This is a genomic window from Paracoccus litorisediminis (genome assembly GCF_009711205.1).
Lineage (GTDB): Bacteria > Pseudomonadota > Alphaproteobacteria > Rhodobacterales > Rhodobacteraceae > Paracoccus > Paracoccus litorisediminis.
Genome location: NZ_WMIG01000001.1, coordinates 965047 through 989649 on the forward strand (window position 1 = coordinate 965047; position 24603 = coordinate 989649).

24 protein-coding genes are annotated in these 24603 nt (G+C 63.5%); 16 read left to right on the forward strand and 8 right to left on the reverse strand.

Going from position 1 to position 24603, the window contains the following annotated elements; all coding sequences use genetic code 11:
• Positions 1–4: 4 nt before the first annotated feature.
• The 6 genes from GL300_RS04875 to cysQ all read right to left on the reverse strand — a co-directional run bounded on the left by GL300_RS04875 (position 5) and on the right by cysQ (position 6107).
• Positions 5–1267, reverse strand: a complete 1263-nt coding sequence (locus GL300_RS04875; RefSeq protein WP_155038407.1) for a glycosyltransferase family 4 protein — start codon at positions 1265–1267, stop codon at positions 5–7.
• Positions 1257–2255 (reverse strand): UDP-glucose 4-epimerase GalE, encoded by a 999-nt coding sequence (galE, locus tag GL300_RS04880; RefSeq protein WP_155038408.1) that lies wholly within the window; start codon positions 2253–2255, stop codon positions 1257–1259. The genes GL300_RS04875 and galE overlap by 11 nt, the downstream gene beginning before the upstream one ends.
• A 1-nt stretch (position 2256) precedes the next feature.
• Positions 2257–3147, reverse strand: coding sequence for a UTP--glucose-1-phosphate uridylyltransferase (locus GL300_RS04885; protein ID WP_155038409.1), 891 nt, complete (start codon positions 3145–3147; stop codon positions 2257–2259).
• 147 nt (positions 3148–3294) lie between these two features.
• Complete coding sequence (locus tag GL300_RS04890) at positions 3295–4500, reverse strand: glycosyltransferase family 2 protein (protein ID WP_343042893.1); 1206 nt, start codon at positions 4498–4500, stop codon at positions 3295–3297.
• Between the two features lie 5 nt (positions 4501–4505).
• Positions 4506–5306, reverse strand: a complete 801-nt coding sequence (locus GL300_RS04895; RefSeq protein WP_155038411.1) for a 3-deoxy-manno-octulosonate cytidylyltransferase — start codon at positions 5304–5306, stop codon at positions 4506–4508.
• A gap of 3 nt (positions 5307–5309) precedes the next feature.
• The gene (cysQ, locus tag GL300_RS04900; RefSeq protein ID WP_155038412.1) at positions 5310–6107 is read right to left on the reverse strand and encodes a 3'(2'),5'-bisphosphate nucleotidase CysQ; all 798 of its coding nucleotides are present in this window, start codon (positions 6105–6107) and stop codon (positions 5310–5312) included.
• A gap of 126 nt (positions 6108–6233) precedes the next feature.
• Between cysQ and GL300_RS04905 the strand changes: the two genes are divergently transcribed.
• From GL300_RS04905 to uvrC, 11 genes are all read left to right on the forward strand, one after another.
• Positions 6234–7055 (forward strand): ABC transporter permease, encoded by an 822-nt coding sequence (locus GL300_RS04905; protein ID WP_155038413.1) that lies wholly within the window; start codon positions 6234–6236, stop codon positions 7053–7055.
• A gap of 175 nt (positions 7056–7230) precedes the next feature.
• Entirely contained in the window at positions 7231–9147 is a 1917-nt protein-coding gene (gene dnaK / locus GL300_RS04910) for a molecular chaperone DnaK (protein WP_155038414.1), read from the forward strand.
• 81 nt (positions 9148–9228) lie between these two features.
• Positions 9229–10389: a molecular chaperone DnaJ gene (dnaJ, locus tag GL300_RS04915; RefSeq protein WP_155038415.1), complete on the forward strand. Its 1161-nt coding sequence runs from the start codon at positions 9229–9231 to the stop codon at positions 10387–10389.
• Between the two features lie 57 nt (positions 10390–10446).
• Positions 10447–11244 (forward strand): RadC family protein, encoded by a 798-nt coding sequence (gene radC / locus GL300_RS04920; protein WP_155038416.1) that lies wholly within the window; start codon positions 10447–10449, stop codon positions 11242–11244.
• Positions 11245–11444: 200 nt separating this feature from the next.
• Positions 11445–12017: a ubiquinol-cytochrome c reductase iron-sulfur subunit gene (gene petA / locus GL300_RS04925; RefSeq protein WP_343042894.1), complete on the forward strand. Its 573-nt coding sequence runs from the start codon at positions 11445–11447 to the stop codon at positions 12015–12017.
• Positions 12018–12027: 10 nt separating this feature from the next.
• Entirely contained in the window at positions 12028–13350 is a 1323-nt protein-coding gene (gene petB / locus GL300_RS04930; RefSeq protein WP_155038418.1) for a cytochrome b, read from the forward strand.
• 12 nt (positions 13351–13362) lie between these two features.
• Positions 13363–14643 carry a cytochrome c1 gene (locus GL300_RS27040; protein WP_155038419.1) on the forward strand — a complete coding sequence of 427 codons (1281 nt, stop codon included), beginning with the start codon at positions 13363–13365 and terminating at the stop codon, positions 14641–14643.
• A 117-nt stretch (positions 14644–14760) separates the two neighbouring features.
• Positions 14761–15636, forward strand: a complete 876-nt coding sequence (locus tag GL300_RS04940) for a PfkB family carbohydrate kinase (protein WP_155038420.1) — start codon at positions 14761–14763, stop codon at positions 15634–15636.
• A gap of 39 nt (positions 15637–15675) precedes the next feature.
• A complete protein-coding gene (locus tag GL300_RS04945; protein WP_155038421.1) occupies positions 15676–16473 on the forward strand; it encodes a S49 family peptidase in 798 nt (265 codons plus the stop codon).
• 130 nt (positions 16474–16603) lie between these two features.
• A complete protein-coding gene (locus GL300_RS04950) occupies positions 16604–17374 on the forward strand; it encodes an SDR family oxidoreductase (RefSeq protein ID WP_155038422.1) in 771 nt (256 codons plus the stop codon).
• Between the two features lie 305 nt (positions 17375–17679).
• Positions 17680–19551: an excinuclease ABC subunit UvrC gene (gene uvrC / locus GL300_RS04955; protein WP_155038423.1), complete on the forward strand. Its 1872-nt coding sequence runs from the start codon at positions 17680–17682 to the stop codon at positions 19549–19551.
• 27 nt (positions 19552–19578) lie between these two features.
• On the opposite strand, the gene GL300_RS04960 is transcribed toward uvrC, so the two are convergent.
• Complete coding sequence (locus tag GL300_RS04960; protein WP_394206415.1) at positions 19579–20250, reverse strand: ZinT family metal-binding protein; 672 nt, start codon at positions 20248–20250, stop codon at positions 19579–19581.
• A gap of 160 nt (positions 20251–20410) precedes the next feature.
• On the opposite strand from GL300_RS04960, the gene pgsA reads away from it, so the two are divergent.
• The 5 genes from pgsA to GL300_RS04985 all read left to right on the forward strand — a co-directional run bounded on the left by pgsA (position 20411) and on the right by GL300_RS04985 (position 23232).
• Complete coding sequence (gene pgsA, locus GL300_RS04965; protein ID WP_155038425.1) at positions 20411–21040, forward strand: CDP-diacylglycerol--glycerol-3-phosphate 3-phosphatidyltransferase; 630 nt, start codon at positions 20411–20413, stop codon at positions 21038–21040.
• On the forward strand, positions 21030–21281 hold the full coding sequence (gene moaD / locus GL300_RS04970) for a molybdopterin converting factor subunit 1 (protein WP_155038426.1): 252 nt from the start codon (positions 21030–21032) through the stop codon (positions 21279–21281). Before pgsA ends, moaD begins: the two co-directional genes overlap by 11 nt.
• A 2-nt stretch (positions 21282–21283) precedes the next feature.
• Positions 21284–21718: a molybdenum cofactor biosynthesis protein MoaE gene (locus tag GL300_RS04975; RefSeq protein ID WP_155038427.1), complete on the forward strand. Its 435-nt coding sequence runs from the start codon at positions 21284–21286 to the stop codon at positions 21716–21718.
• 75 nt (positions 21719–21793) lie between these two features.
• Positions 21794–22750, forward strand: a complete 957-nt coding sequence (locus tag GL300_RS04980) for an acetyl-CoA carboxylase carboxyltransferase subunit alpha (RefSeq protein ID WP_155038428.1) — start codon at positions 21794–21796, stop codon at positions 22748–22750.
• A 62-nt stretch (positions 22751–22812) separates the two neighbouring features.
• A complete protein-coding gene (locus tag GL300_RS04985) occupies positions 22813–23232 on the forward strand; it encodes a DUF1801 domain-containing protein (RefSeq protein WP_155038429.1) in 420 nt (139 codons plus the stop codon).
• Here GL300_RS04985 and GL300_RS04990 read toward each other — a convergent pair.
• Positions 23229–24494 carry a 4-aminobutyrate--2-oxoglutarate transaminase gene (locus GL300_RS04990; protein WP_155038430.1) on the reverse strand — a complete coding sequence of 422 codons (1266 nt, stop codon included), beginning with the start codon at positions 24492–24494 and terminating at the stop codon, positions 23229–23231. The genes GL300_RS04985 and GL300_RS04990 overlap by 4 nt on opposite strands.
• Between the last annotated feature and the right edge of the window lie 109 nt (positions 24495–24603).

The window sequence follows — 24603 nt, forward strand, 5'->3', positions numbered from 1 at the left end:
AATTTTAGCTGGGAATAACCTTCGCCACCCTGAGGTGCAATCGTTCGCGCATTGCTGAGCAAACTTGCGCGAAATGTGCTGGCCATTGCGGCACAGGCAGCGGCGTCATCCGCAAGGGCAGCGCACCGGCCAGCAGCGAGACCGCCCCCGCCCATGCCCGGTGATCGTCGGGGGAAAGATAATGCGCGTAATCGCCCAGCAGCTCGCGCGCGGGTGGGATCGGGCTGCAGATGACCGGCACGCCACGGGCGGCGGCCTCGGTCAGCGGCAGGCCAAAACCCTCGGCCCGGCTGGGCATCAAAAGTCCGTGTGTACGCTCCAGCAGTTCTGCGACCGCACCATCATTGAGCGCGGAAAACTCGCGCACCGCACCATCGGGGGGGAGACGGTCCAGCCGGGCAAAGACCTCGCGGTTTTCCCAGCCGCGGCGGCCAATGATGTATAGGCGCGGCAAGCGGGCCGCAGGCATGCGCCGGGCCAGTTCGTCCCAGGCATCAAGAAGCAGCGCGTGGTTCTTGCGCGGCTCGATCGTGCCCAAGGTGATGAAGAAGGGGCGTGACAGGTCCAGCCCCGCAGGCAGACCTGCCCCGGATGCGGCCTGAAGCCGGGTGCCAATCCGCGCGACGACGACCGGCGCGGTGGACTTCACCCCCAGCGTCTTGCGCCAGCGCAGCACGTCGGACTGGCTGGATTCCGAAATGGTCATGACCAGATCGGCCTGCCCCAGCGCCGCCACCAGTCGCTTGCGAAAGAGCGCCGTCGTTCCCTTACGGGTAAACTCGGGATGATCCAGCGGAATGGTGTCATGGATCAGGATGGTCCGCAGCAGCGGCGCCAGATGATGAAGAAGCGGGCGGGTCAGATTGCTGTGACCGACATTCAGATAGGCCACCTGCGGCCCCAGCTTTTCGGTCACGAAGCCCGCAATGCCGCGCCCTGTCGAGCGCGCGGTCAGCAGCGCCATCTTGCGCAGGGCGACGCTCGCCCGCACCGTGGCCCCGCGCCTGCCGCGCAGGCGGTCGATCAGCCGGGGAGGCGGCAGGTCCCCCAGCGCCCCGGCCAGCCATTTCACGATCGCGCGCCCTGCCTCGGGCGGCAGGACAAGCTGGGCACGCGGCACGCGGGCCAGCAGCAGATGCGGAATTTCCGCATCATGCAGATGGGCCAGCCACTCGGCCTCGACACGGTCGATGCCTGTCGCCGGCCCCTTGCCAAGGCGCGAGATCAGTCTTGAGACATCCAGCAGGATCGCCGGATCAGCGCTCATATCCGCCGTTCTGGTGCCAGCGCCACGCATCGCTGATCATCTGCGGCAGGGTCGAGCGTTCGGGATTCCACCCCAACACCGCCACGGCCTTTTCGCTGCCCGAGACCAGTTTCACTGCGTCACCGCCGCGACGCGGCCCCTCATTCAGCGGGACCGGGCGGTTGGTGACATGGCGGGAATGGTCGATCACCTCGCGCACGGAAAAGCCGTTGCCGGTTCCCAGGCAAAAGACATCATGCGCGCCCGCAGCGACCTTGCCGTCCAGCAGGTGCTTCAGGCCCAGAACATGCGCATCGACCAGATCCATGACATGGACATAGTCGCGGATGCAGGTTCCGTCCTGCGTCGGATAATCCGTGCCGTGGATGGTCAGCGCGTCGCGCTTGCCGTCGATGGCGTCAAGGATCAGCGGGATCAGGTGGGTTTCGGGCTGGTGGAATTCACCCACCTCGCCATCCGGATCGGCACCTGCCACGTTGAAGTAGCGGAAGATGACCGACTTCAGCCCGTCAGACGCACCGAAATCCTTCAGCATGTCCTCGATCGCGCGCTTGCTGGCGCCATAGGCGTTCAGGGGCAGCTGCGCGGTGTTTTCGTCCAGCACCACGCCATCATGATCGCCATAAGTCGCGCAGGTCGAGGAGAAAACGAAGCTCCGCACACCTGCGGCCAGCGTCGCCTCGATCAGGCTAAGCGAGGCCGAGACATTGCCGCGCCAGTACTTGCCCGGCTCGCGCATGGCTTCGCCGACCTGGCTCAGCGCCGCGAAATGCATCACTGCGATCGGCTTATGGGTGGCAAAGACCTCATCCAGCCGGGCGCGGTCCATCAGGTCGCCCTGCTCGAAGGGACCGAATTTCACCGCATCCTGCCAACCGGTGCAGAGATTGTCATAAGTGACGGGGGTGAAGCCCGCATCACGCAACGCCTTGCAGGCATGCGAGCCGATATAGCCCGCACCGCCCGTTACCAGAACCTTCTGCGACATCTTATTCGGCGGCCCGGCGCATCGCCATGACATCGGCCAGATATTCGCTGAACTCGTCTTTCAGCTCATCGCGAGCAAGGCCAAAGGCCACGGTCGCCTGCAGGAAGCCAGCTTTCGAGCCGCAGTCGAAGCGCTGACCACGGAAACGCAGGCCGAACACGTCGCGGCCTTCCTCGATCTCATCGGCAATGGCGTCGGTCAGCTGGATCTCGCCGCCCGCACCCTGCTTGAGCTTGTTGAGGTTCTCCATCACCGTCGGCGCAAGGATGTAGCGGCCGATCACGGCAAGGTTCGACGGCGGGTTTTCCTTGGGCTTCTCGACCATGCCCTTGGCGCGGACGATCGCGCCCATATCCTCGGCCACGTCCAGAACGCCGTAGGATTTGGTTTTTTCGGCCGGAACTTCCATCGTGGCGACCATGGTGCCACCGGTTTCCTGATAGGCCTCGATCATCTGCTGCAGGCAGGGCGGCTCACCCATGATCACGTCATCGGTCAGGATGACGGCCACGGCCTCGTCGCCGACCAGACGGCGGGCGCACCACACGGCATGGCCCAGACCCAAGGCCTTGTGCTGGCGGATATAGGCGATGGCGCCGCTATCCATGTTGGTCGAGCGCAGAATTTCCAGAAGGTCGTTCTTGCCCGCTTTTTTCAGGCTCGATTCAAGCTCATGCGAGTGATCGAAATAATCTTCCAGAGCGCCTTTGCCGCGCGAGGTAACGAAAATGAATTCCTCGATCCCTGCGGCGCGGGCTTCGTCGATCGCGTATTGGATCAGCGGACGGTCGACCAGCGTCATGATTTCCTTAGGAACGCTTTTCGTCGCCGGTAAAAAACGCGTCCCAAGGCCTGCAACCGGGAAGATAGCTTTGGTAACTTTGCGGCTCATGGAACGGGTCTCCTGTGTCAGTGCCGAGGCAGCGAAGATTATGACGCTTCGCCGGTTAATGCACAATAATTGCGAAGGCAGTGTAATAGTTCAGTCGAATTAAGAAAAGTTAAGCGCTCGTGCACAAGATGGCAGAATTCTGCCCATTTAATGCTGCGTCGCGGCAAAAAAGGCACGCTCGCGTAGAATCCGGGCGGAAGGTCGCATGGTTATTACTGTTGAATCACCCGGTTGCGATGGACCCCATGCCCCGCCGCTTTGTTCCCACCACCCGCCGGAATGCAGCATTTTCCGGTGCGGAATGAAGGATGGCGTCAAAAGCAGGATCAATGGCGCGGCCCCTTTGGCCACGGCAGCAGCTGCCTGTTTTCGCAGCACGCGGCGCTGCCAGTACCAACCCGACAGGAAAAGCGGCGCGGCAGGAGCAGCCTGAAAATGCAAGAAATCCGGGGGAGACTCGGCCGCCCACTTGGACGGAGCGGCGTTGACGCCGACACCTTCGGCCAGACCCATATCCAGCGTGCGCAACACCGACCCCACAGCCAAGGGGTCCAACCTGCCTGCCACCATATGTCGCAGCAATCGGACCCGCTGCGCATGGCGCAGCCAGGAAACGTCGCCACCGTGGCGAGTGGCAAAGATTGCAGCCGAACGTCCGATGGCCTGCAGGTCCGACGGCACGCCCGCCGCCGCACGGGCCACACCCGGCGCAAGTCCGTGAATGACCTCGGCCTCGGGGATGACGGCTGTCAGCCCCTCGGGAAACCGTGCCGCCAGCCGCAGGTTCACATCGCTTTCATCAAGAAAATAGGCAAAGGACGGATCGAAGCCGCCGATCGCGGTCAGGGCGCTGCGGCGAAACGCACAATTCGTGCCGACCGTGCTGATCGCCGTGCCGTTTTCCGGGCCAAGCAATGTGGGCGATGTGACCGGGATCGCGCGTCCCTGCCCCGAGGCATTGATGCGCTCGGCCCGGACCTGCCAGCTTAGCCCGTCGGGTCCGCGCGTGAAGCCGGTCGCAGCAATGACACGGGCATCCTCAAAGGGCTGGGTCAGCCGCTCGATCCAGCGCGGTGCGGCCAGTGCATCGTCATCGATAAACAGCACGATATCGCCCGCAGCCTGGGCAATCCCGGCATTGCGCGCGACGGAAATATTGGGTTCGTCGAACCTCACCCGCTTGATGGCCAGATCCGGCCGCAACCCCAGCGATGGCGAGTCGGCGACCAGGATCAGTTCGAACAGCGGATGAGTCTGGCGACTGAGTGCCGCAAGGCAGGCCTGCAGCTCGCGCGGACGCCCGCGCGAGACCACGATGACCGAGGCAGGAATCGGCGACGACCCGCCGGGCACAGTGCTCAGGCGATGCCCATGCGCTGCATCATCGCTTCCAGCTTTTCCACGTCCGAGGGGTTGTTCAGTTCCCAGAATTCACGCCCCCGTGCTTCGACCTCGACGCAGAGGATCTTGCGACCGCGCTCAAGGAAACGCAGCTGCTCCAGCCCTTCCAGCGCCTCCAGTCGGCCCTCGTCCCATGTCGGGTATTCGGCCAGCGCCTCGGGGCGATAGGCATAGACGCCGACATGGTGAAACACCGGCGTCGGATCGTTCGGCCCGAATTCAGCCGCGGCAAAGGGAATCACTTCCTTCGAGAAATAGAGCCCGCGCCGGTCATGGCCGAAAACCGCCGTGGTCCCGCCAACGCGACCCGCCACGCGATCCGCAATCAGCTCCGAACGCATCGCGCCCGAGCAGCGCAGCACCGGGGTCGCAACATCGGCACCGGGGTCTTCGCGCAAGCCGCGGACCAGTTCCTCGACGAACCACGAAGGCGTCAGCGGCGCATCGCCTTGCAGGTTCACGACGATGTCATGGGTCAGGCCCAGATTGGCGACGGCCTCGGCGCAGCGCTCGGTCCCGTTGCGCGCCTCGGGCGAGGTCATCGCGACCTCGGCTCCGAAACCTGCGGCATGGTCACGGATGCGGCTGTCATCGGTGGCGACGATCACGCGGTCGACGCCTTCGACGGCGCAGGCGGCCTCCCAGCTGCGACGGATCAGGGACAGACCTTCGCCGGTGGCACCGCGCAATTCGACAAGGGGCTTGCCCGGATAGCGCGTCGAGGCGTGGCGGGCAGGAATAACGATGACGACAGACATTGATCAGCCTTTGACCAGTAGCACGCCCGGGGCAAAGGCGATGAAGAAGGGATTTTCGAAGCCCGGCTTGCCATAAGCCAGCGCGCTGTGATCGTCAAAGCGCACGACCTCGCCGCCTGCACCGCGCAGGACCGCATCGCCCGCCGCCGTGTCCCATTCCATGGTCCGGCCAAGACGCGGATAGAGATCGGCCTCTCCGGTGGCGACCAGACAGAATTTCAGGGACGAGCCTGCCGAGGTCATGTCGCGCACGCTGTAGCGCGAAATATAGTCATCGGTCGCCGCGTCCCGATGCGATTTCGAGGCGACAACCATCAGACGGCGGTTGTCGGGCATCGAATTGACACCGATCGGGGCGACTTCTCCGGGGGTGTCGCCGAAAGGCCCCTTTTCCTCGACCGAACCGCCGCTGGCGACGGTGTAGAACAGCCGTTCCTTGGCCGGGGCATAGACCACGCCGAAGCGCGGCTTGCCATTCTCGACATAGGCGATGTTGACGGTGAAATCACCGCGGCGCTGGATAAATTCCTTGGTTCCATCCAGCGGGTCGACGATCAGGAACGTCGACAGAGTCTGGCCATGCGTGTCGGCCTGCTCCTCGGTCACCAGCGGGATATCCGGGAAGGCGGCGCGCAGCCCCGCCGAGATCAACGCATCCGCCGCCTCGTCCGCTTCAGTCACCGGAGACGAGTCGGATTTCGCGCGGACTTCGAAGTCCTCGGCATTGTAGATCCGCATGATCTCTTCGCCGGCCTTGATGGCCAGACGGCGCATTTCGGAAATCATTACATCGAATTGCATGGACTTTCCCTTTCGTCGCAACCACCCATCGGGCAGGGGCGATTGAATGCAGCTGTTCGGTTTCTTATGATGCCACCGAATGCGCAGGGCAAGCGCCCGCTCGCGCCAGTAAAGGAACCGGGCCTGATGTTCGTCCAGCGCCGCAGCCGCAACATGTTCGAAGCCGCGTTCACGACGCTGGCGCTAATCTATCATGTGACGGTCAACAATCTGCGCAAGACGCAGCGCAACGCCATGGTCGGGCTGGTCATGACCATCGTCCAGTCACTGCTGATGATCGTCGGATTCTACCTGATCTTTGCGGTGGTCGGGGTAAGGAGCTCTCCGATCCGAGGAGACTTCATCGTCTACATCATGACCGGGATCTTCATGTTCATCACCCATACCAGGTCCATTGGCGCGGTATCGGGGGCGGGCAATCCCACGAACCAGATGATGAAGCACGGTCCAATGAGCACGGCGGTGCTGATTTCCGCCGCGGCGCTGGCGGTGCTTTATCAGCAGACGATCTCGGCCATAGTTATCCTGTCGGCCTATCACTACATGATGCAGCCGGTGCATATCGAACAACCGCTTGCCTGTTACGCGATGCTGCTGCTGGCATGGTTATCGGGCTGCTGTATCGGGCTGATTTTCCTGTCTCTGCGCCCGTGGTGGCCGCAGGGGGCAACTGTGATGACCGGGTTTTACCAGCGGATCAACATGGTCTTCTCCGGCAAGATGTTCGTTGCGAACACCATGCCGACGTTTCTGTTGCATTCCTTCACTTGGAATCCACTGTTTCACATCATCGACCAGACGCGCGGCTTTGCCTTCATCAACTATTCGCCGCGCAACTCGTCGCTGAGCTACCCGATCTACTGCGTGATCGCGCTGCTGATGATCGGGCTGATGGCCGAATTCGTCACTCGTAAATCGGTTTCGGTCAGTACGATGGCGGGACGCTAGGGCGGCCCGCCTCAGGGCCAGATTCTCGCGCCCACTTAGCTTGCAGGCGGTTTCAGCCCTTCCTATATAGCCCCAAGAGTTTGGAGGGCTTCCCCTCCGGTCAATCCAGGGATCGGGCCGTGGGGGCCTTTTCAGGACCCAAAGCCCAGAATATCGCCGTAAGAAAGGTTATTGCATGTCTAAAGTCATCGGCATCGACCTCGGGACCACGAACAGCTGCGTCGCCATCATGGACGGCAGCCAGCCCAAGGTCATCGAGAATTCGGAAGGCGCGCGCACGACGCCTTCGATCGTCGGTTTCACCGATAGCGAACGCCTTGTCGGCCAGCCGGCCAAGCGCCAGGCGGTCACCAACCCGTCGAACACCGTCTTCGCCGTCAAGCGCCTGATCGGCCGCCGGACCACCGACGCCGAAGTCGAGAAGGACAAGAAGCTTGTCCCCTACAACATCGTCGACGGCGGCAATGGCGACGCATGGGTCGAAGTCCGGGGCGAGAAATATTCGCCCAGCCAGGTTTCCGCCTTCATTCTGCAGAAGATGAAGGAAACCGCCGAATCCTATCTGGGTGAGCCGGTGACGCAGGCCGTCATCACGGTTCCCGCCTATTTCAACGACGCCCAGCGTCAGGCGACCAAGGATGCCGGCAAGATCGCGGGTCTTGAAGTCCTGCGCATCATCAACGAGCCGACCGCGGCTGCGTTGGCCTATGGTCTGGACAAGAAAGAATCGAAAACCATCGCGGTCTATGACCTTGGCGGTGGCACCTTCGACATCACCATTCTGGAAATCGACGACGGGTTGTTCGAAGTGAAATCGACCAACGGGGACACGTTCCTTGGCGGCGAAGACTTCGACATGCGCATCGTCAACTATCTGGCCGACGAGTTCAAAAAGGAACATGGCGTCGACCTGACCAAGGACAAGATGGCCCTGCAGCGCCTGAAAGAGGCGGCTGAAAAGGCCAAGATCGAACTGTCCTCGGCCAGCCAGACCGAGATCAACCAGCCGTTCATCTCGATGGACAAGAATACCGGCACGCCGCTGCACATGGTCATGAAACTGACCCGTGCCAAGTTGGAGAGCCTGGTTGCCGACCTGATCAAACGCACGATCAAGCCGGTTCAGGATGCGCTGAAGGATGCCGGCCTGTCGAAAGGCGACATTGACGAGATCGTTCTGGTCGGCGGCATGACCCGCATGCCCAAGGTGATCGAGACCGTCAGCGAATATTTCGGCAAAGAGCCCCACAAGGGCGTTAACCCGGATGAAGTCGTGGCGCTTGGCGCTGCCATTCAGGCCGGCGTTCTGCAAGGCGACGTCAAGGACGTGGTCCTGCTGGACGTGACGCCGCTGTCGCTGGGCATCGAGACGCTGGGTGGTGTTTTCACCCGTCTGATCGACCGCAACACCACGATCCCGACCAAGAAGTCGCAGATCTTCTCGACCGCCGAGGACAACCAGAACGCCGTCACCATCCGGGTCTTCCAGGGTGAGCGCGAAATGGCTGCGGACAACAAGATGCTGGGCCAGTTCAACCTTGAAGACATCCCGCCGGCACCGCGCGGCATGCCGCAGATCGAAGTCACTTTCGACATCGACGCGAACGGCATCGTCTCGGTTTCGGCCAAGGACAAGGGCACCGGCAAGCAGCAGAACATCACCATCCAAGCCTCGGGCGGTCTGTCCGACGAGGATATCGAACAGATGGTGAAGGACGCCGAGGCCAATGCCGAAGCCGACAAGAAGCGCAAGGAACTGGTCGAGGCCCGCAACCAGGCCGAAAGCCTGATCCACTCGACCAAGAAATCGCTGGAAGAGCATGGCGACAAGGTCGATGGCTCGACCGTCGAAGTGATTGAACTGGCCATCGGTGCGCTGGAAGATGCGCTGAAAACCGATGACGCCGGCAAGATCAAGGGCGGCATCCAGAACCTGATGGACGCTTCGATGAAGCTGGGCGAAGCCATCTACAAGGCCAGCCAGTCCGAAGGCGCTGACGCCGGTGAGCCCGAAGACGGCCCGCGCGGACGTGACGAAGATGACATTGTCGACGCCGATTTCGAAGATCTCGGCAACGACAAACGTAAGTAAGCGCATGTAAACGAACCGGCCGGCCCGCAGCATTCAAGGCGCGGGCCGGCTTTCTCTTGAAGGACCCCGGACGCGATCGACATGGCGAAACGTGACTATTACGAAGTGCTGGGTGTGACTCGGGGCGCCTCTGCCGACGAGATCAAAAAGGCCTATCGCACCAAGGCCAAAGAACTGCACCCCGACCGAAACAAGGACTGCAAGGTCTCTGAAGCCGCGTTCAAGGAAGCGAACGAGGCCTATGAGTGCCTGAAGGACGACCAGAAGAAAGCGGCCTATGACCGCTTTGGCCATGCAGCCTTTGAAAATGGCGGCGGCGGCTTTGGCCGTGGCGGCAATGGACATGGTGATTTCGGCTCGGCCTTTGCCGATGTCTTCGAAGACCTGTTCGGCGACATGATGGGTCGGCGCGGCGGTGGCGGCAATGGCCGTTCGCGTGCCAGCCGAGGTCAGGACCTGCGCTACAACCTGCGCGTCTCTCTGGAGGAGGCCTTCACCGGCACGCAAAAGGCGATCTCGGTCCCCGGTTCGGTCGCCTGCGGCGGCTGCAACGGTACCGGCGCCGAAGGCTCGGTCGAACCCGCGACCTGCCCGACCTGCTCGGGCATGGGCAAGGTCCGCGCCAGTCAGGGCTTCTTTACCGTCGAGCGCACCTGCCCGACCTGCAACGGTCAGGGCCAGATCGTCAAGAATCCCTGCAAGCAATGTCAGGGTGCCGGACGGATCGAGAAGGAACGCCAGCTTTCCGTCAACATCCCCGCCGGGGTCGAGACCGGAACCCGCATCCGTCTTGCCAGCGAGGGCGAGGCCGGGATGCGCGGCGGCCCCTCGGGCGATCTTTATATCTTCATCGAGGTACAGGAGCATCCGATCTTCATCCGCGACGGCCGGATGCTGGCCTGTCAGGTACCGGTCAGCATGATCTCGGCCGCGCTTGGCGGTGAGATCGAGGTTCCGACCATCGACGGTGGGCGCTCGCGGGTGAAGATTCCGCCGGGAACGCAATCAGGCAAGCAGCTGCGCCTGCGCGGCAAGGGCATGCCTCCGCTGCGCCACGGCCCCGGCATGAATGGCGAAGCGGGCGACATGCTGATCGAGCTGTCGGTCGAAACCCCGGTGAACCTGACCGCGCGCCAGCGTGACCTGCTGCGCGAATTCGAGGCGATCCAGGCCGACAACAGTCCCCAAACCCAAGGCTTCTTTCACAAGATCAAGGGCTTCTGGGACGAGATGAAGGGCTGACGCCCCAAACGGGCCGGATTAACGGCCCGTTTACCACGCCTGTGGCAGCATTCGGGCATGGACCCGAATCGCTCATTCAACGAAGCCCCATTGCCGCTTTTCGCACCGGTCGCCTCCCCCGCGGCCGGTCCAGCACCCGCCAGCGACGAAGTGACGCAGGCGGCGCTGCTATCCGGGCGACTACCCAGCTACATCTCCGACCATCGCAAGCGTCTGCGCGACCGTTTCATGCAGGGCGGGGCCGAGGCCATGCCCGATTACGAGTTACTGGAACTGGTGCTGTTCCGGGCGATTCCGCGTCAGGATGTGAAACCCCTCGCTCGGCAACTGATCGACACCTTCGGGGACTTCAACCGGGTGCTTTCAGCCTCGGTGCCCCGGCTCAAGGCCATTCCCGGGGTCGGTGATTCCGTCATTCAGGAACTGAAGATCGTCGAGGCGGCGGCCCAGCGTCTGGCGCGCTCGCGCGTCATGCACCGCCCGGTGCTGACCAGTTGGGACGCGTTGCTGGATTACTGCCACACCGCCATGGCGCATGGCGAGATCGAGCAATTCCGCGTGCTTTACCTTGATCGCAAGAACGTGCTGATCGCCGATGAGGAACAGGCCCGCGGCACCGTTGACCATGTCCCCGTCTACCCGCGAGAGATCATGCGCCGGGCATTGGAACTGACCGCCAGCGCCTTGATCCTGGTCCACAACCACCCTTCCGGCGATCCGACGCCCTCGCAGGCCGACATCACCATGACCACCCGCATCTGCGCCGCGGCCGAGGTCATGGGCATTACCGTCCATGACCACCTGATCATCGGCAAGTCGCGCGAACTCAGCTTTCGTGCCGAAGGGCTGCTGTGACCCATCCGCAGTGATCGCACCGCGTGGAACCCGAAACCAAAATCCCACACCTGCGCGGGGTTGCGACCTGCTGCCCTACCCCCCGCGCTAGACTGACAGAAATTTGACCGCTACACATTCGCCAGGGAGGGGGAAGTGCACATCACGGCCCCACTCTGTCGTATCGGCCCCTCACCGGGGCAAGAATGGAGATCAGACCCGTGTCCCACGCAGACGACCACGCAGGAGACAGCGGTGCCACCCGGAGGGATTTCCTCTATTTCGCGACCGCCGGTGCCGGCGCCGTCGCGGCCGGCGCTGCCGCCTGGACCCTTGTCAACCAGATGAACCCTTCGGCCGACGTTCAGGCGCTCGCCTCGATCCAGGTCGATGTCAGCGGCGTCGAGACCGGCACCCAGCTGACCGTCAAATGGCTGGGCAAGCCCGTGTTCATCCGCCGCCGGACCGAGGACGAGATACAGAAGGGCCGCGAGGTCGAGCTGAACCAGCTGATCGACCAAAGCGCCGAGAACGCCAACAAGCCGGACGAACCCGCGCTTGACCAGAACCGCACCCTCGACGAGGCGGGCGAATGGCTGGTCATGCTGGGGGTCTGCACCCATCTGGGCTGCGTCCCGATCGGCGATGGCGCGGGCGATTTCGGCGGGTGGTTCTGCCCCTGCCACGGCTCGCATTACGATACGGCGGGACGAATCCGCAAAGGCCCGGCACCGCAGAACCTGCATATCCCGGTCTCTGCCTTCGTCAACGAAACCACCATCCAGTTGGGCTGAGGAGGCGCATATGGCCGGAATTCCCCACGACCATTACGAGCCGAAATCGGAACCCGAGCGCTGGCTTCACCGCCGCCTTCCCGTGATCGGCCTGCTTTACGACACGATCATGATCCCCACCCCCAAGAACCTGAACTGGTGGTGGATCTGGGGCATCGTGCTGGCCTTCTGCCTTGTGATGCAGATCGCGACCGGCGTGGTGCTGGTGATGCATTACACGCCGCATGTCGACATGGCCTTCGCCTCGGTCGAACACATCATGCGCGACGTGAACGGCGGCCATATGCTGCGCTATCTGCATGCAAACGGCGCGTCGCTGTTCTTCTTTGCCGTATATATCCACATCTTCCGCGGTCTTTACTACGGCTCGTACAAGGCCCCGCGCGAGGTGACCTGGATCGTCGGCATGCTGATCTATCTGATGATGATGGGCACCGCCTTCATGGGCTATGTGCTGCCCTGGGGTCAGATGTCCTTCTGGGGCGCGACCGTGATCACCGGTCTGTTCGGCGCGATTCCGGGCATTGGCCAGTCGATCCAGACCTGGCTGCTGGGCGGACCTGCGGTCGATAACGCCACGCTCAACCGCTTCTTCTCGCTGCATTATCTGCTGCCCTTCGTGATCGCGGCGCTGGTCGTGGTCCATATCTGGGCCTTCCACACCACCGGCAACAACAACCCCTCGGGCGTTGAAGTGCGCCGGACCTCGAAGGAAGAAGCCAAGAAGGACACCCTGCCCTTCTGGCCCTATTTCGTGATCAAGGATTTCGTCGGCCTGGCGATCGTGCTGGTGATCTTCTTTGCGGTGGTCGGCTTCATGCCGAACTACCTAGGCCACCCCGACAACTATACCGAGGCGAACCCGCTGGCCACGCCCGCCCATATCGTGCCGGAATGGTATTTCCTGCCCTTCTACGCGATCCTGCGCGCCTTCACCGCCGATGTCTGGGTGGTGATGCTGGTGAACTGGCTGTCCTTCGGCATCATCGACGCCAAGTTCTTCGGTGTTCTGGCGATGTTCGGCGCGATCCTGGTCATGGCGCTGGTGCCGTGGCTGGACACCTCTCGTGTGCGCTCGGGCCGGTTCCGCCCGCTGTTCAAATGGTGGTTCTGGATCCTCGCCGTCGATTTCGTCGTGCTGATGTGGGTGGGCGCCATGCCGGCCGAGGGGATCTATCCCTATATCGCGCTGGCGGGTGCGGCCTATTGGTTCGCCTATTTCCTCGTGATCCTTCCGCTGCTCGGCATCATCGAGAAGCCTGACCCGATGCCCTCGACCATCGAGGAAGACTTCGACGCCCATTACGGCGCCAAAACCCATCCTGCCGAGTAAGGAGAGGCACCAATGACCCTGAGAAATACGACGCTCACGGCCGTTGCGGCGCTGACCGTTGCCCTGACCGGGGCTGCGGTCGCGCAGGACGCCTCGACAGCGCCCGGCACGACGGCCCCGGCAGGTTCCAGCTATCACAGCGGCACAACCACCCCCGCCCCGGCTACGGCACCTGCCGCGACCGAGGCACCCGCAGTTGCGGCAACTCCGGCTCCGGTCGAAGCGCCCGCGGCCGAACCGGCCCCGGCTCCGGCAGCAACCCCCGAAGCCGCACCCGCTGCGGCTCCGGCGGAGGCAACGGCAGAAGCTGCGGCCCCGGCCGAGCCTGCAGCTGATGCTGCGGCTACCGCCGAGCCAACCGCTCCGGCCGAGGCACCGGTTGTTCCGGCTGCAGCGACGCCGACCGAGGCACCGGCAGCAGCAGAACAGCCCGCAACTGACGCTCCGGCTGCGGAACCCGAGGCCGCCCCTGCGGCTGCCGAAGCACCCGCCGCCGCCGCGACCGAGGCACCTGCTGCGGAACATGCCGCCGCCGAGGGCGGTCATGCCGAGGCCGCCGAGGACACCCACGCCGCCCCGCATATCGAGGATATCTCGTTCAGCTTCGAGGGGCCCTTCGGCAGCTTCGACCAGCATCAATTGCAGCGTGGCTTGCAGGTCTATACCGAGGTCTGCTCGGCCTGCCACGGGCTGCGTTATGTCCCCCTGCGTACGCTGGGCGACAGTGGCGGCCCCGGCCTGCCCGAAGATCAGGTCCGCGCCTATGCGGCCAATCTGGACATCACCGACGCCGAAACCGGCGAGGATCGCCCCCGTACGCCCACCGACCATTTCCCGACCGTTTCGGGCGAAGGCATGGGTCCGGACCTGTCGCTGATGGCCAAGGCCCGTGCGGGCTTCCATGGCCCTTACGGCACCGGCATCTCGCAACTGTTCCGGGGCATCGGCGGGCCGGAATACATCCACGCCATCCTGACCGGCTATGACGGTGAAACCAAGGAAGAGGCGGGCAGCACCTTCTATCACAACGCGGCTTTCTCGACCCGTTGGATCAAGATGCCGCAGCCGCTGACCGAAGGTCAGGTCACCTATGAGGACGGGACCGAGGCAAGCGTGGACCAGATGGCCCGCGACGTCGCGGCCTTCCTGATGTGGACGGCCGAGCCGAAGATGATGGACCGCAAGCAGGTCGGCATGGTCTCGGTGCTGTTCCTGATCCTGCTGGCCTCGCTGCTGTATCTGACCAACAAGAAGCTGTGGGCACCGATCAAGAACGGCCGCAAGCCCGAGTGATCGAAGCTTCATCGTGACACCGGAACGCGCCCTTCGGGGCGCGTTCTTCATTCCGGGCGCTGGACAAATCCGGGTATCGCCGTTCAGATACCGACCCAGCGGCTCAAGGATGCGGTGATGACGATCTATAACCTCGGCTCGATCAATATCGATCACGTCTATCGGCTGGCGAGCCTGCCCCGCTCGGGCGAGACCATCCATTCCCGCGACCTGTCGCATGGGCTGGGCGGCAAGGGCGCGAACCAGTCGGTCGCCGCAGCGCGCGCGGGGGCAAGGGTCGTGCATCTGGGCGCGATGGGCACGGCCGACGATTGGGTTCTGGACCGCCTGGCCCAAGCCGGGGTCGAAACCGACCACATCGCACGTCTGCCCCATCAGGTCACCGGCCATGCGATCATCCTTGTCGAGACCGGCGGCGAGAACTCGATCATCCTGCATGGCGGCGCGAACCAGTCGCTGCCCGATGAAACCTTGGTCCGTCACCTGACCGGCATCGGGCCGGGCGACATCCTGCTGATGCAGAATGAAACCAACCTTCAACCCGAGGCCGCCGCACAGGCACGCGCGGCGGGCGCAACCGTGATCTATTCCGCAGCCCCCTTCGAAATAGAGGCGCTGCGCGTCGTCCTGCCCCATATCTCGATCCTGTCGGTGAACGAGGTCGAGGCTGCCGAGGCCTTTGCCGCCTTTGGCGAGGATCTGCCGGTGCAGGGCCTGCTGGTCACGCGCGGCGCGGCGGGGGCCGAGTACCGCGACCTTTCGACCGGCGAGACCTTCCGCCAGCCCGCCTATCCGGTCGAGGCACTGGACACGACCGGGGCCGGAGACTGCTTCACCGGCTGGTTTGCGGCGGGTCTTGCCCGTGGCGAGGACATCCCGACTGCGTTGCGTCACGCCGCCGCGGCCGCCGCCGTTCAGGTCACACGCCACGGCGCGGGCGACGCCATGCCCGACCGTGCCGAGGTCATCGCCTTTCTGGGCAGCCGGGACTGAACCTTGCCGAACCCCGTCCTCGTTCCTATCTGGTAACGCATGAAAATCCCCTTCCTGAACCGCCCCGCCTCGGTCGCCGTCATCCGTCTGCAGGGCGTGATCGGTGCGTCGACCCGTGGCAACGGCCTGTCCGATGCAGGCCTTGCGCTGCTGCTGGAACGCGCCTTCAAACGCCGCAAGCCCAAGGCCGTCGCACTGGTCGTCAACTCGCCCGGCGGCTCACCGGTGCAATCCAGCCTGATCGGCGCGCGCATCCGCCGCCTGTCCGAGGAACACCGCGTCCCCGTCCATGCCTTTGTCGAGGATGTCGCAGCCTCGGGCGGCTATTGGCTGGCCTCCAGCGCGGATTTCATCTGGGCGGATGAAAGCTCGGTTCTGGGTTCGATCGGGGTGATCTCGGCCGGTTTCGGCTTTTCCGAACTGATCGCCCGCCACGGAATCGAGCGGCGCGTTCATACCGCCGGCCAGTCGAAATCGCTGCTGGACCCGTTCCGCCCCGAGAAACCCGAGGATATCGAGCGGCTCAACAGCCTGCTGCTGCCCATTCACGAGGCCTTCAAGGCCCAGATCAGGTCCCGTCGCGGGTCCAAGCTGCCTGCGGATCGCGACCTGTTCACCGGCGATATCTGGGTCGGGTCCGAGGCCGTCCAGCTTGGCCTTGCCGATGGCATCGCGCATCTTGTCCCCAAGATGCGCGAGCTTTACGGCAAGGATGTGCGTTTCCTGACCTATGGTCAGCGCGTGCCTCTGCTGCGGCGCTTCGGCCTGTCGGCCGGGGATGTGATGGAAACGCTTGAGGAACGCGCGGCTTTCGCCCGCTTCGATGCGAGGGGCTGATGATCAAGACCGTCCTGCTGTGCCTGCTGATCATCATCGCACTGGCGCTGGCCGCCGGACCGGGGGTGCGCCGGATCATCGCCCGCATTCTGGGAATTCCCTATAAATGACCGACGCGCCACGGACTGAAATGACCGCGCTGGTCACAGGCGGGGCGAAAAGGATCGGGCGCGAGATCGTGTTGCATCTGGCCCGTCGCGGGCATGATGTCGCGATCCACTGCCATGCCTCGACCGATGAGGCAGAACGGACCGCGACCGAGGCCCGCGCCTTTGGCGTCCGGGCCGAGGTCTTTGCCGCCGACCTGCTGGATCTGGACCAGATCGAGGCGCTGATTCCCCGTGTTACCGCAACGATGGGTCCGCTGCGCCTGCTGGTCAACAATGCCTCGGTCTTTGAACAAGACAGCATCCATGATGCCAGCCGCGGTAGCTGGGACCGGCACATGACCTCGAACCTGCGCGCGCCCTTCATGCTGACCCAGCAATTCGCCGCACAGGCCGCCCCTGCGCAGATCAGCGAGGGCGAGCCCCTCGCACAGTCCCTGATCGTCAACATGATCGACCAGCGCGTGCAGAGGCCACGGCCCGATTTCATCACCTATTCGCTGGCCAAGGCCGGGCTGTGGTGGCTGACACAGACCACGGCACAGGCGCTGGCTCCGGCGATCCGGGTGAATGCCATCGGCCCCGGTCCGACCTTGCAGGGCAGCCGCCAAGACCCCGAGGCGTTCGCCCAGCAACGCGCCGCTACCGTGCTGCAACGCGGCGCGAGTCCCACGGATATCTGTGCCGCGCTCAGCTACCTGCTGGACGCCAGATCAGTGACCGGTCAGATGATCTGTGTGGACGGCGGGCAGCATCTGGCCTGGCAGACACCGGATGCGCTGGTTGACGAATAGCGCCGCACCTCAGCCTTGGCGCGACAAGTTGTCCACCTTGACGGGATCGACCGCAAGATGTTGACGATTCTGCGTGTGTTTTCATGGGATTGTTGCGTTGATAAAAAATTCCATTGAAAATCAATGCTGTAGTAAACTGCGTATTTTTTGCGCAACTCAATGAATCCCCAGCAAACGCTCATGGATGACCCATTGCTCCCAAGGAGACTCACAGACTTATCCCCAGATTCCGTGGACAGGATTCAGCTTGATCTTCGCGTCGTGAACTTGCAGCGGGGGCGGGGAATCATTTCATTTGACAGGCCATGACCGATTCTTCGATTCCCGACGCGCCCGGCAGGACCGGGCAGGCCCTGATCCAGGACTATCTGCGCACGCTTGACGGCTCGCCTGGCGTCTATCGGATGCTGGATGCGCAAGGCGCGGTGCTTTACGTCGGCAAGGCGCGCAATCTGAAAGCGCGGGTTTCGAACTATGCGCGCGGCACCGGCCATTCGGGCCGCATCGCGCGGATGATCCGCGAAACCTGCTCGATGATGTTCCTGACCACGCGCACCGAGACCGAGGCGCTTCTGCTTGAACAGAACCTGATCAAGCAGCTCAAGCCGCGCTACAACGTGCTACTGCGCGATGACAAAAGCTTCCCCAATATCCTTGTCGCCAAGTCCCACCCCTTTGCCCAGATCAAGAAGCACCGCGGCGCGAAGTCGGAAAAGGGCGACTATTACGGCCCCTTTGCCAGCGCGGGTGCGGTGAACCGGACGCTGAACCAGCTGCAGCGGGTGTTCCTGCTGCGATCCTGCACTGACGCGACCTTTTCCAGCCGGACGCGGCCCTGCCTGCTGTTCCAGATCAAGCGCTGCTCGGCCCCCTGCACCGGGCGGATCGGTCAGGACGATTACAACGAGCTGGTCGCCGATGCCGAACTGTTCCTGCGCGGGAAATCCACGCGGATTCAGGCCGACCTCGCCCGCGAGATGGCCGAGGCTGCCGAGGCGATGGAATATGAGCGCGCCGCCGCGCTTCGCGACCGCATCAAGGCGCTGACCGCCGTGCAATCGGTGCAGGCGATCAACCCGCGTGGCGTCCCCGAGGCGGATGTGATCGCCCTGCATATCGAGGGCGGACAGGCCTGCGTGCAGGTCTTCTTCATTCGCGGCAACCAAAGCTGGGGCAATCGCGACTTCTATCCCAAGCTCAACGGGGTCGAATCGGCCGATGAGGTGATGCAGGCGTTCCTGGTGCAATTCTATGACGGCAAGATCCCGCCTCGGATGATCCTGCTGTCTCATGGCATCGAGGACCCTGACCTGATGACCGAGGCACTGTCGGAAAAAGCCGGGCGCAAGGTGACCTTGGGCGTGCCCCAGCGCGGCGAAAAGGCCGAGCTGGTCGAAAACGCCCTGCGCAATGCCCGCGAAAGCCTTGCCCGCCGCATGTCGGAAAGCGCGGCCCAGCAGCGTCTGCTGGAGGGGCTGGCCGATGCCTTTGACCTGCCCGGACCGCCGCAGCGCATCGAGATCTATGACAACAGCCACATTCAGGGCACGAATGCGGTGGGCGGCATGGTCGTGTCCGGCCCCGAGGGCTGGATCAAAAGCCAGTATCGCAAGTTCAACATCAAGGGCACCGAGATCACGCCGGGCGACGATTTCGGCATGATGAAAGAGGTCCTGACCCGCCGATTCGCCCGCCTGCTGAAGGAAGACCCCGACCGCCAGACCGATATCTGGCCCGACCTGCTGCTGATCGACGGCGGTGCAGGGCAGGTCTCGGCGGTGCAGGGGATCATGGCCGAAATGGGGGTCGAGGACATCCCGATGATCGGCGTCGCCAAGGGCGAGGACCGCGACCACGGCAAAGAGGAATTCCACCGCCCCGGCGCACGCCCCTTTGCCCTGCGGATGAACGATCCGGTGCTGTATTTCATCCAGCGCCTGCGCGACGAAGCGCATCGCTGGGCCATCGGCACCCACCGTGCCAAACGCGCCAAGGCCACCATGGCCAATCCGCTGGACGAAATCACCGGCGTCGGTGCCGCCCGCAAGCGCGCCCTGCTTCAGCATTTCGGCAGCGCCAAGGCGGTCAGCCGCGCCGGTCTGGCCGATCTGGTCGCGGTCGAAGGGATCAGCGAGGCTCTGGCCCAGAAGATCATCGACCACTTTCACAACGGTTAGGGGCGGCCCCTCGCCGCCCCCTTGCGTTCAATGCGCCATCATCTCGGCACGAATGCCCGCACCGTCCAGCGCGGCCGGGTAATAGGTCGGCCAGTTCGTCACCTCGGCCAGCAGCGCGGCGCGATCATCGCCCCAATACAGGTGGTAATGCCCCGCCTTGACCGGAGCGATCGCGTGATCGCTGAACTGGATGAATTTTGGCGCGGACGGATCACCCGAAGTCTTTTCAAAGACATAGCGAACCCCGCGATTTCCAGCCTTGTAGGTCAGGATCTCGAACCCGTCGCTAGCATAGTGGCCCGCGACCGCACCGCCCGCGCCATGAAAGGTGACTTCGTCGCCGTTGATGGTGATGCGCCCGATATCGGTCTTGTAGCCGGTTTCGTAATAGGCGCGGTATTCGGCGGCGGTCTTGTCGCCATGTTCGGCCTTATGCGCCATCACCGGGTCCAGCGTGCCAGCCTGCAGATGGGGATAGACCGATTGCCAGTCGCCCTGCCAATCGGAAAGCGCGCGGGGCCGAATCTGCTCATCGGCGAAATGCCCCTTGGCGATGGCCGAGTCAGCTTCATGCGCATGATCGTGGTCATGTGCGTGGTCATGGGAATGCGCCGCCGTCGTCGTCTCGGCATAAGCGACCTGCGCCAGGCCGCCCAGCATGAATGCCCCCATGATCGCCGCGCCAAGCTGCCTGCTCATCCTGTCCCGCATGTTTCGCCCTTCATTAAATGTAATGTTATTACGTCACGAATCACGATTTACCCAAAGACCGACCCGCGGACAAGTCCTGCAGGATCATTGTCGCCCACGAAGCTGCGCCCCCTTCCCCCCGCCACAACAAGTGCCTAGATTGCGGCCCATGCGCTGGACCTTGCCCAACCTACTGACTGTTCTGCGTCTGGCGGCCGCCCCGCTGGTTCCGCTGATGTTTCTGTTCCTCAGCCGGCCCTTTGCGGATTTCGCGGCGCTGGTGCTGTTTCTGGTGGCCGCGATCACCGACTGGTTCGACGGCTATCTGGCCCGGCTCTGGGGGCAGGAAAGCCGATTCGGTGCCGCGATGGACCCGATCGCCGACAAGGCCATGGTCATCATCGCCGTCGTGATCATCACCGGCTATTCGGGGATGAACCCCTGGCTGATCCTGCCTTCGACCGTGATCCTGTTCCGCGAGGTCTTCGTCTCGGGGCTGCGCGAATTCCTTGGCGACAAGGCCAAGCTGCTTCAGGTCACCAAGCTGGCCAAATGGAAAACCACCGCCCAGATGACCGCCATCTCGGTGCTGTTTCTGGGCACCGGGCTGAACTATTATGAGGTCGGCCATCCGCCTCTGGTCGGCGAAACCCGCCTGCCCTGGTCGGACAACTGGTCGGATCTGGCGACGCAATTCGGGCTGCTGCTGATCTGGGTCGCCGCCATCCTGACCGCCATCACCGGCTGGGACTATTTCGACAAGGCCCGCCCATTCCTGAGGGATCCCGATGGTCGTTGACGTGCTTTACTTCGCCTGGCTGCGAGAACGCATCGGCCAGCCGCGCGAAAAAGTCGAAACCGAAGCCGCAACCGTGCGCGAACTTGTCGCCCAGCTTTCGGCAATGGATGACTGGCATGCGAGCGCCCTTTCCGACCTGTCGGCGGTGCGCGTGGCCGTCGATCAGGAACTGGCCGATCTGGATGCGCCCATTGCTGGCGCACGCGAAATCGCCTTCTTTCCGCCGATGACCGGGGGCTGATCATGCCCGCCCGCGTCCAGCTTGACCCCTTTGACCTTGGAACCGAGCTTTCCGGTTTCGGCACGGGCGCAGGCGCGGTCGTGACCTTTACCGGGCTGGTCCGCGATGAGGATGGCCGGCTGGTCGCGCTGGAAATCGAGCATTACCCCGGCATGACCGAAAAGGCGCTGCAGGCTTTTGGTGACAAGGCCGCCGAACGCTTCGGGCTGAGTGACTGGAAGATCATTCACCGCCATGGCCGCCTTGAGCCCGGCGAACAGATCATGATGGTCGCGACCGCCTCGCGCCATCGCGCCGCCGCCTTTGAAGGTGCGGAATATCTGATGGACTGGCTGAAGTCCCGCGCCCCCTTCTGGAAGCGCGAAATCACCCCCGACGGCCCCGGCGAATGGGTCGAGGCGATCCAGTCGGACGAAGACGCCCTGTCCCGCTGGTAAGGCGCAAGTTGCAATCCCGCAACTTGCCCATCATATAGAGCGCGAACCCGACCGGATGACGACGCGGAGCCCTGAATGACCTATCTCGAGTTCGAAAAGCCTCTTGCCGATCTGGAAGGCAAGGCCGAGGAACTGCGCGTTCTTGCGCGCAAGGGCGAAGGCGTGGACCTTGAAAAAGAGGCCGCCGCGCTCGACAAGAAGGCCGAGGAGATGCTGCGCGACCTGTACAAGCAGCTCGACCCCTGGCGCAAGACGCAGGTGGCCCGCCACCCCGAGCGACCGCATTGCCGCGATTACATCGCCCAGCTGTTCGAGGAATACACCCCCCTCGCCGGTGACCGTGCCTTTGGGGAAGACCATGCCGTCATGGGCGGTCTGGCCCGTTTCCGCGATGCGCCCTGCGTGGTCATCGGCCATGAAAAGGGCAATGACACCAAGTCGCGCCTGACCCATAATTTCGGCATGGCCCGCCCCGAGGGCTATCGCAAGGCGATCCGCCTGATGGATCTGGCCGACCGTTTCCGCCTGCCGGTGATTTCGCTGGTCGACACCCCCGGCGCCTATCCGGGCAAAGGGGCCGAGGAACGCGGCCAATCCGAGGCCATCGCGCGCTCGACCGAGAAATGCCTGCAAATCGGCGTGCCGCTGGTGTCGGTGGTCATCGGCGAAGGCGGTTCGGGCGGCGCTGTGGCCTTTGCCACCGCCAACCGCATCGCCATGCTCGAACATTCGATCTATTCGGTGATCTCGCCCGAAGGCTGCGCCTCGATCCTGTGGAAGGATGCCGAGAAGATGCGAGAAGCGGCGCATGCGCTGAAGCTGACCGCGCAGGACCTGAAGAAGCTGGACGTGATCGACCGCATCATCCCCGAGCCGGTCGGCGGCGCGCAGCGTGCGCCCTCCGAGGCGATCACCGCCGTTGGCAATGCCATCGCCGAGATGCTGGCCGAGTTCGAGGGCAAGAAACCTGCCGAGATCATCAAGGATCGCCGCCAGAAATTCCTGAACATGGGCTCCAAGGCGCTGGCCTGAGCTACCGCTTGGGCCACGCCCCCGGCTGTGTCATCCTGGCATGACGCAGCCGGAGGTTCCCGATGCCCGACAAGAAAGCCGCGCCAGTTCTGCTGTCAGGCGGCAATCCCCAGATCGCCAAGGGTTACGGCGACGCCCCCGTTCAGGATTACATTCGTGCCATGCCGGACTGGAAACAGGCGGTGGGGTGGCAGATCGACAGGGTCATCACGCATACCCTGCCCGAGATCCGCAAGGCGGTGAAATGGAACTCACCGCTTTACGGGGTCGAGGAAGGCCGCTGGTTCCTTGGCCTGCATTGCATGGCGAAATACGTCAAGATCGGCTTCTTTGACGGGGCCGAATTGCTGCCGCCGCCCCCGATCGGCTCGAAACAGCCCAAGGTGCGCTATCTGCATGTCTCGGAAGCCGAGCCTCTGGATGAGGCGCAGTTTGCCGACTGGGTGACCCAAGCCAGCAAACTGCCCGGCGAAAAGCTTTAGCGCGCGGCGCGGATCGATTCCTCAAGGATATCCAGCGCCTCGTCGAAGACCGCATCCGGGATGGTCAGCGGCGCAAGGAAGCGTATGACATTGCCGTAAACCCCGCAGGTCAGCAGGATCAGGTTGCGCGACAGCGCCTGTTCGCGGACGCGGTTCGCCAGTTCCGGGTTGGGGCTGTCGCTGCCGGGCATATTGAACTCGACCGCGTTCATGAAGCCGGGGCCGCGAATATCCACGATCTCGGGCACGTCGTCGCGCAGGCTGGCCAGACGCTGCTTCAGGCGCTGGCCAAGACGGGTGGCGCGGTCGCACAGACCCTCATCCGCGATCACGTCCAGCACGGCATGGGCCGCAGCGACGGCCAGCGGGTTGCCCGCATAGGTGCCGCCAAGACCGCCCGGCGCGGGGCTGTCCATGACCTCGGCCCGGCCAGTGACGGCGCTGATCGGCAACCCACCGCCCAGACCCTTGGCCATAGTGGTCAGGTCGGCTGCGACGCCGTGATGCTCCATCGCGAACAGCTTGCCGGTGCGGGCAAAGCCGGTCTGGACCTCATCGGCGATCAGCAGGATCGAATACTGGTCGCAGATCTCGCGCAGGCGTTTCACGAAGGCGGTGGGGACTTCATAGAAGCCGCCCTCACCCTGCACCGGCTCGATAATGATCGCGGCGACGCGGGCGGGGTCGATATCGGCCTTGAACAGCCGGTCCAGCGCCGCCAGCGCATCCTCGGGGCTCACGCCATGCAGCGGGTTCGGGAAAGGCAGGTGCCAGACGTCGTTCATCATCGGCCCGAAACCGGCCTTATAGGGCTGGACCTTGCCGGTCAGCGACATGCCCATGAAGGTACGGCCATGAAAGCCCCCGGCAAAGGCCACGATCCCCGCGCGGCCCGTGTAGTGTCGGGCGATCTTGATGGCATTTTCCACCGCCTCGGCCCCGGTGGTGTAGAAGGCGGTCTTTTTCGGCCCGTCGCCCGGCACCGCATCGTTCAGACGCTCGGCCAGAGCGACATAGTTTTCATAAGGCACGACCTGATGGCAGGTATGGGTAAAGCGGTCCAGCTGGGCCTTGACCGCCTCGATCACGCGGGGATGGCGGTGGCCGGTATTCACCACCGCGATCCCGGCGGCGAAATCGATATAGCGGTTGCCGTCCTTGTCCCAGATCTCGGCATTCTCGGCGCGCTCGGCATAGATCTGCGTCGTCATGCCGACTCCGCGCGAGATGGCGGCATTCTTGCGATCGGTCAGGCTGCTCATGGTCCCTCCTCCTCATGGATTCGGGCCTGATGCTATATGCGCCAAAGCGCCGCGAATAGGCCCGCTTGCGTGGCCCTGCGCCATGCGTCACCTTGGGCCTGACCAGCAA